Origin of the sequence: Sodalis sp. (in: enterobacteria) (genome assembly GCF_047607725.1) — a bacterium.
Taxonomy (GTDB): domain Bacteria; phylum Pseudomonadota; class Gammaproteobacteria; order Enterobacterales; family Enterobacteriaceae; genus JBLKSS01.
On record NZ_JBLKSS010000224.1, the window covers coordinates 1 to 4,970 of the forward strand.

Sequence of the window (4,970 nt, forward strand, 5' to 3'; positions counted from 1 at the left end):
ACTAAAGAAACGACGCATTAATGCCCTGTTTTAGAATGGCGTAAATCCGCCGATGCTGGCTTGTGCCAAATAAAAGTCATGCCTGTTTTTCTTTACCCACCCGGGAAGAAATAAACATGTTATATCGTGTGATTAAATGTGAATATTGGGATAACGGCAATCGCTGTATTTATTATCTTAATGACCTCAGTCTGGTGCAGGAGTCACGCCTCGTCCCGGTGCCATTCAGCCTGCGTTTCTATGACGCACGGCAACGCATGATTTATTCAGACGCTATCAGCCAGCAAATGAAACAGGCGGTAATGCACTATAAAAAACAGCATTGAGGACAAGTGATGAACAGACCCATAAATAACGTGATGCTCGATATCGAAACGCTGGGTAAAAAAGCCGGCTGCCCGATATTGTCGGTGGCAGTGGTGATGTTTGAGCCGGTAACAGGGCGGGTGGCACAACCGAGGCCAGCAGCGGCACGTCCACCAGACCGTGTTGCGCTGCTGTGGTGGCCGTGGCGTTTTTCATCACCTCCGGCAAATAGGAAAAGGCTTTTTCCTTCGGCATGGAGCGCAGCATGATTTCCAGCGCTTCCATGGCCGGGCCTGGGGTGCCGCCGCCGGCGCGCGTGGCGGCGCGAATGTTCTGGTCAATAACCTTGAGGCCCGCCTCGCGCACGGTCGCGTTATCATTGCGGTAGGCAAAATTGGCCAGTTTGCGCAGGTGCGCATCGTAGTCCATCTGGCGGGTAATGGGCTGGCGCAGTGTCATGGCTCCGGCGACCAGCCCGGAGCCGAGGGACAGCGTCTCCTTAAGCCAGCTGCGTTGCTGACGTTCGGCCCCGGCCATCTCCTGACGCAGTCGGGCAATGCTGGTCTGCATCTTGTCATAGGCGAGCACCTGCTCGCTGGCCGACAGGGTACCGCTGCGCGCCAGGCGCTGATAGGCCGCCTGGGTACGCTGGATTTCCCGCTGCAGGTGACGCTCGCCTCGTAGCCCCAGGGTTTCCCGCGCCTGGCGCAGGCGGCGGAACTCCTCCGACAGACGGCGAATGCCCGGCGTCGTGCTGTCCTTGACGCCAAAGCGTAGCTGGGTATCAAATTCACGGGCCATGGATTACGTCCGTTTGGCTGAGGGAGGCCGGCGGGGCAGGCTTTTGATGGTCCTGCTTTTCCGCCAGCCCTTGGGGTTTTCCAGACGCCCGATAGCGTCGAGCAGCCCGCCCAGGGCTACAGCGTCAAGGCAGCGGGCGTGAGCAGCGCTGATGCCGTATTGTCCGAGTCGGACAAGGGCGAAACGGTAGGCGCGCAGTCGGGCTTCAGCGCGCTGAGCTTTTTTTTTCGCCTCAAGCTGGGCGGTATGCAGCGCCGCATAATCCTCCTGCACCAGGGTGTCGCACAAAAGCTGATAGGTGATCTCTTCCGGTGCCAGGGTACCCAGCTGGGTCATGCAGCGGGCCAGAATACCGACCACCGTGCCGGATTCGGGAATACCGGCCTCGATAACGGCGATTTCATCGCCCACGGTGGCCAGGCGGACAGTCACCTCACGGTGCAGTACGCCGTCGTGGTAAATGCCCACCGGCAGGGTGGTGCTATGGGTAAATGTCATCGATTACTCCTCAACCTTGTTCAGTGCAAAGGCGCTAATGGTGATACGGGCCTCATTGTCAACGGTATACTGTTCGCCCACCTCGGTGACAAACACATCCTGATAGGTGATGCGCTTGCCGCCGGTGGAGGGGTATTGCGTCAGTTTCGCTCCCGAGATTTTTTCCCAGTGCAGGGTATTGTTGACCAGCACCACAGCGGTGATGGACAGCTCCCAGGTGGCAATCCCCTGGGTGTAGCCCTTGGCGCGCCCGATGGAATTCATGGTCTTGACCAGCTGCTTGCCAGTGGTCTCGCGCGGGCTGAATTCGGTGACTTCCACCTCGGTGCTGTTGACCTTCAGCACCACCGCGCCGGTGTATTCCAGTGTCATACATGCCCCCTTTACAAAAGATAAATGGTGGCGGCAAACACATGCAGACCGCGCACCACCGCCGCCGGGATACTGGCATCGGCGCGGCTGTCATCCTGCCGACTGCGCGTCACCGTCAGCTGGTCCTTGTGCGCATCCACGTTTTCAACGATTTCCAGCTGCTCCAGGGCATACAGCACATCGAGCAGCTCGGAGCGGATACGCTGCAGGCGGATATCGTTGAGCTTTCGCGCGGGAAGCGCTGAGTGATACTGGTACGGCAGGCCAGGCGCACATAGTCCAGCGAGCGCAATATCGTGATATCCATCAGCGAACGGTCGGTGACCCCCATGCTGTTTTTCACATAGGTGCTGACCGCCCGCACAATCTGCACCTGACTGCCGTTCACTTCAAAAGGCGTCAGGCCGTTGGCCAGCGCGTTTTCCTGCTCGCTGCGCCCCGGCCATCTGTCCTGCGGCGTGATGTCCGCGCCGGGTAACGCCAGGGTATTGAGCGGGCGTGCCGGGTCGGACTCGCTGGCGATGATGGCAGCATATAGCGCCGCCAGCTCGCCGTTCGGCAGCATTGAGCCGTTGTACCAGCCCATCGTGATGCGCGCGGCGTTAACGGTGGTGGTCAGTGTAGTGCCACCTGACAGTGAGCCATTCCAGCCGACCCACACCCAGCGCGCCGCGCTGCTCCAGCGGCCCGGAGACCTTGTCCAGCCAGGCGGCAAGGGTGGTGAGCGCGGTTTTGCTGGCGTACGGCGAAATCACCAGGGTATGCCCGGCGCTGAAAATCGCCGCCAGCGCCGCATCCAGTGCGGGGTCGCCCTCGCCGCCGCGCATCGGCGTCAGCGCGGCGGTGATACCCGGCGCGCTGACCGTGACGGCCACGCCAATCTGGTTACCACAGGCCCCTTTGTTGCGCGCCGTCAGCACCAGCTGCTTGCCGGGACTTTTACCGCCGTCACCGGTAGCGCGTCCAGGGTGTTGATGGCCTCGACCAGGCTCACCATCAGCGCCGCGGCGCTATCGCCGCTGGCGCTGCCCTTAGTACCAGCGTGCCGGTGGCCGCCACGCCGGACTCGCTATCCGGTATCCCCACCACCGCCAGCTGCAGGGTATCGTTGGCGCGGATGGCGGCCCGCGCCATGCGGTGCGCCTGGGAGCCACGACCAAACAGACTAGCGGCGTCCTCATCGCTGAACACATTTACCGGCGTCAGCCCGTCGGTGTCCGGCGTGGTGCTGCGCTGGGCCAGAATGACCAGCTTCTGGTCGTTGGTGGCCAGCGCCCGTGATGCCAGGGTGGTGTTAAACCCAAAGTAATAGCCGGGTTTATAGGTTGGCGTCGGTATCACGGCATCAATGCTCATGCGTCCCCCTTGGTGGATGGTTTATCGCGCTCGTTGTCCAGCGGTAGTTCACCTTCGGCCAGGCGACGATGATAGTAGACGGTATTCGGCACATGCAGACCATCACGTCAATCATGGTCTTTTGCCCTTGTGGTCACGATATCCTGCGCGGCAACTGTTGGTTGACCCTCAAGGTGATACGCCAGCCAGGTTGCGCTCATGCATCGGCCACGGCCTATCCAGTCGCCCCTGACAGCCGGTCAGGGTCATTGTTGCTTTCCGGTGCAGGCCAGCGGCCGTTATCCAGCGCCTCTTCAACCCAGACCGTGTCGAACTCGCAGGCATAGGCAGCCAGGGCATCACTGTTCAGGCGGGTGCTAAACAGCGAACGTATCCGGCCCGGCAGCAATGGCTCGATAGGCAACCCCATATCCTGACGTCTCATTAAACACCGCACGGCGCGAATCAGCCGGTTGCAGCCCACTTCGTCACGCGCCGGGCGGCTTCCTCATGCACCGAACAGGCCGCCAGCAGCACCGAGAAACGCCCGGTGGTGTAAAAACGGTGTTTAAGGGTACTGACCGGGCGGCTCTGCTGCACGCCAAGAAAGGTCACCCAGCAGGCGGGCAGCACGCGGGCGATAGTCCCCATCTCGTCCGGCCACTGTTTGGCGGCAAAGCCCGCATCCTGCGCCTGGGGCTGGTAAACACCCAGCTGGTCATCCTGGATGTCGTTGCGGTCCACTTCCATCGTGGCCTCATAGTCATCATTGACCAGGGTATAGGTTGACGCTGCCAGCGCCTTGACCTGCTTGTCGCCTATCCATTTGCGCATCCGCGGGAAGCGGCTTAACCAGGCGTAGGTGTTCTCCTTGCCGGTGGACGGCACCAGGGTGGCCACCTTGTCCCACTGTGTGGGCGCGGCGTCAAACGCCTGGTTAAAAGTGAGTTTAATGTTGCAGAAAATCACCCTTAAATTTGCGGCATTCACTAACATATGCAGTTTCTCCTTATTCGACCCAGACGCCCGCTGCGTCAAGCATGATGATGGTGCCTGCGGCTGACCGGCTGGCGGCGGTGGGCTGACCGCCGCCTTGCGCCGGTGCGCTGCCATCCGTCGCTGCGACTGTCTGGTTATCCACCACATAGGCCGGCTTGCAGACATGCTCTTGCTTCACCGAGCCGTCGTTCTCCCACAAAAACGCCTTGTGGCGGCGCACCAACAATATGTGCTGGTCGCCGTTGCCGCCCTTGCTGTTGTCGATAGCCTCATCAGCCCGCCCGGCATTACACCAGACCCTCGCCCCTCTGGCCGTTGACGGCATAGCCGTCCTTAAGACAGACGATAACGCCGGCCGGGATTATTTCTTTCGCCGCCACCGGATAGGGCGTCAGCTCGCCGTCCCGGTACGGGGTATTACGGTCCTGCGTGGTGGCGGTCATGGCTGCACCTCATCTTTCATCATGTTGGCAATGGTCTCGGCGCTGTGGCCAAAGGCATGACAGGCGGCCAGCGCCGGCGCATCCAATGCGCCCAGGGGCGATGGACGCGCCTCGATACCCTGCGGCGCAACGCCGCCGGTCTGCAGCCCCGACAGGGCGGCAATCGGCTGACGGGTGGCCAGGTGCTCACGCAGCAGCGCCACATCTTTTTCACCC

The 4,970-nt window shown here is 61.0% G+C and carries 11 protein-coding genes and 2 pseudogenes; 3 read left to right on the top strand and 10 right to left on the bottom strand.

Translation table 11 applies throughout. The features are described 5' to 3' along the window. Positions 1 to 116 precede the first annotated feature (116 nt). From ACMX3H_RS16920 to ACMX3H_RS16930, 3 genes are all read left to right on the top strand, one after another. Entirely contained in the window at positions 117 to 326 is a 210-nt protein-coding gene (locus ACMX3H_RS16920) for a hypothetical protein (RefSeq protein WP_415211648.1), read from the top strand. Positions 327 to 359: 33 nt separating this feature from the next. After that, entirely contained in the window at positions 360 to 575 is a 216-nt protein-coding gene (locus tag ACMX3H_RS16925; RefSeq protein WP_415211649.1) for a 3'-5' exoribonuclease domain-containing protein, read from the top strand. 142 nt (positions 576 to 717) lie between these two features. Beyond that, positions 718 to 990 (top strand): hypothetical protein, encoded by a 273-nt coding sequence (locus ACMX3H_RS16930; RefSeq protein WP_415211650.1) that lies wholly within the window; start codon positions 718 to 720, stop codon positions 988 to 990. 120 nt (positions 991 to 1,110) lie between these two features. Here ACMX3H_RS16930 and ACMX3H_RS16935 read toward each other — a convergent pair whose 3' ends face one another. The 10 genes and pseudogenes from ACMX3H_RS16935 to ACMX3H_RS16980 form a co-directional block, all read right to left on the bottom strand. Then, on the bottom strand, positions 1,111 to 1,605 hold the full coding sequence (locus ACMX3H_RS16935; RefSeq protein WP_415211651.1) for a hypothetical protein: 495 nt from the start codon (positions 1,603 to 1,605) through the stop codon (positions 1,111 to 1,113). Positions 1,606 to 1,608: 3 nt separating this feature from the next. Continuing rightward, positions 1,609 to 1,977: a phage tail protein gene (locus tag ACMX3H_RS16940; RefSeq protein ID WP_415211652.1), complete on the bottom strand. Its 369-nt coding sequence runs from the start codon at positions 1,975 to 1,977 to the stop codon at positions 1,609 to 1,611. 11 nt (positions 1,978 to 1,988) lie between these two features. Continuing rightward, on the bottom strand, positions 1,989 to 2,156 hold the full coding sequence (locus ACMX3H_RS16945) for a hypothetical protein (protein WP_415211653.1): 168 nt from the start codon (positions 2,154 to 2,156) through the stop codon (positions 1,989 to 1,991). Further along, on the bottom strand, positions 2,093 to 2,638 hold the full coding sequence (locus tag ACMX3H_RS16950) for a phage tail sheath subtilisin-like domain-containing protein (RefSeq protein ID WP_415211654.1): 546 nt from the start codon (positions 2,636 to 2,638) through the stop codon (positions 2,093 to 2,095). Before ACMX3H_RS16950 ends, ACMX3H_RS16945 begins: the two co-directional genes overlap by 64 nt. After that, positions 2,580 to 2,897 carry a hypothetical protein gene (locus tag ACMX3H_RS16955; RefSeq protein WP_415211655.1) on the bottom strand — a complete coding sequence of 106 codons (318 nt, stop codon included), beginning with the start codon at positions 2,895 to 2,897 and terminating at the stop codon, positions 2,580 to 2,582. The genes ACMX3H_RS16950 and ACMX3H_RS16955 overlap by 59 nt, the downstream gene beginning before the upstream one ends. A gap of 76 nt (positions 2,898 to 2,973) precedes the next feature. Then, positions 2,974 to 3,333, bottom strand: a complete 360-nt coding sequence (locus ACMX3H_RS16960) for a hypothetical protein (protein ID WP_415211656.1) — start codon at positions 3,331 to 3,333, stop codon at positions 2,974 to 2,976. Between the two features lie 214 nt (positions 3,334 to 3,547). Beyond that, positions 3,548 to 4,425 (bottom strand): annotated as a pseudogene (locus ACMX3H_RS16965) (Mu-like prophage major head subunit gpT family protein). Then, the gene (locus ACMX3H_RS16970; protein ID WP_415211657.1) at positions 4,322 to 4,636 is read right to left on the bottom strand and encodes a hypothetical protein; all 315 of its coding nucleotides are present in this window, start codon (positions 4,634 to 4,636) and stop codon (positions 4,322 to 4,324) included. Before ACMX3H_RS16970 ends, ACMX3H_RS16965 begins: the two are co-directional and overlap by 104 nt. Next, positions 4,599 to 4,754 carry a hypothetical protein gene (locus tag ACMX3H_RS16975; RefSeq protein WP_415211658.1) on the bottom strand — a complete coding sequence of 52 codons (156 nt, stop codon included), beginning with the start codon at positions 4,752 to 4,754 and terminating at the stop codon, positions 4,599 to 4,601. Before ACMX3H_RS16975 ends, ACMX3H_RS16970 begins: the two co-directional genes overlap by 38 nt. Continuing rightward, a pseudogene (locus ACMX3H_RS16980) lies at positions 4,751 to 4,970 on the bottom strand (hypothetical protein); the annotation flags it as partial. The pseudogene ACMX3H_RS16980 and the gene ACMX3H_RS16975, both read right to left, overlap by 4 nt.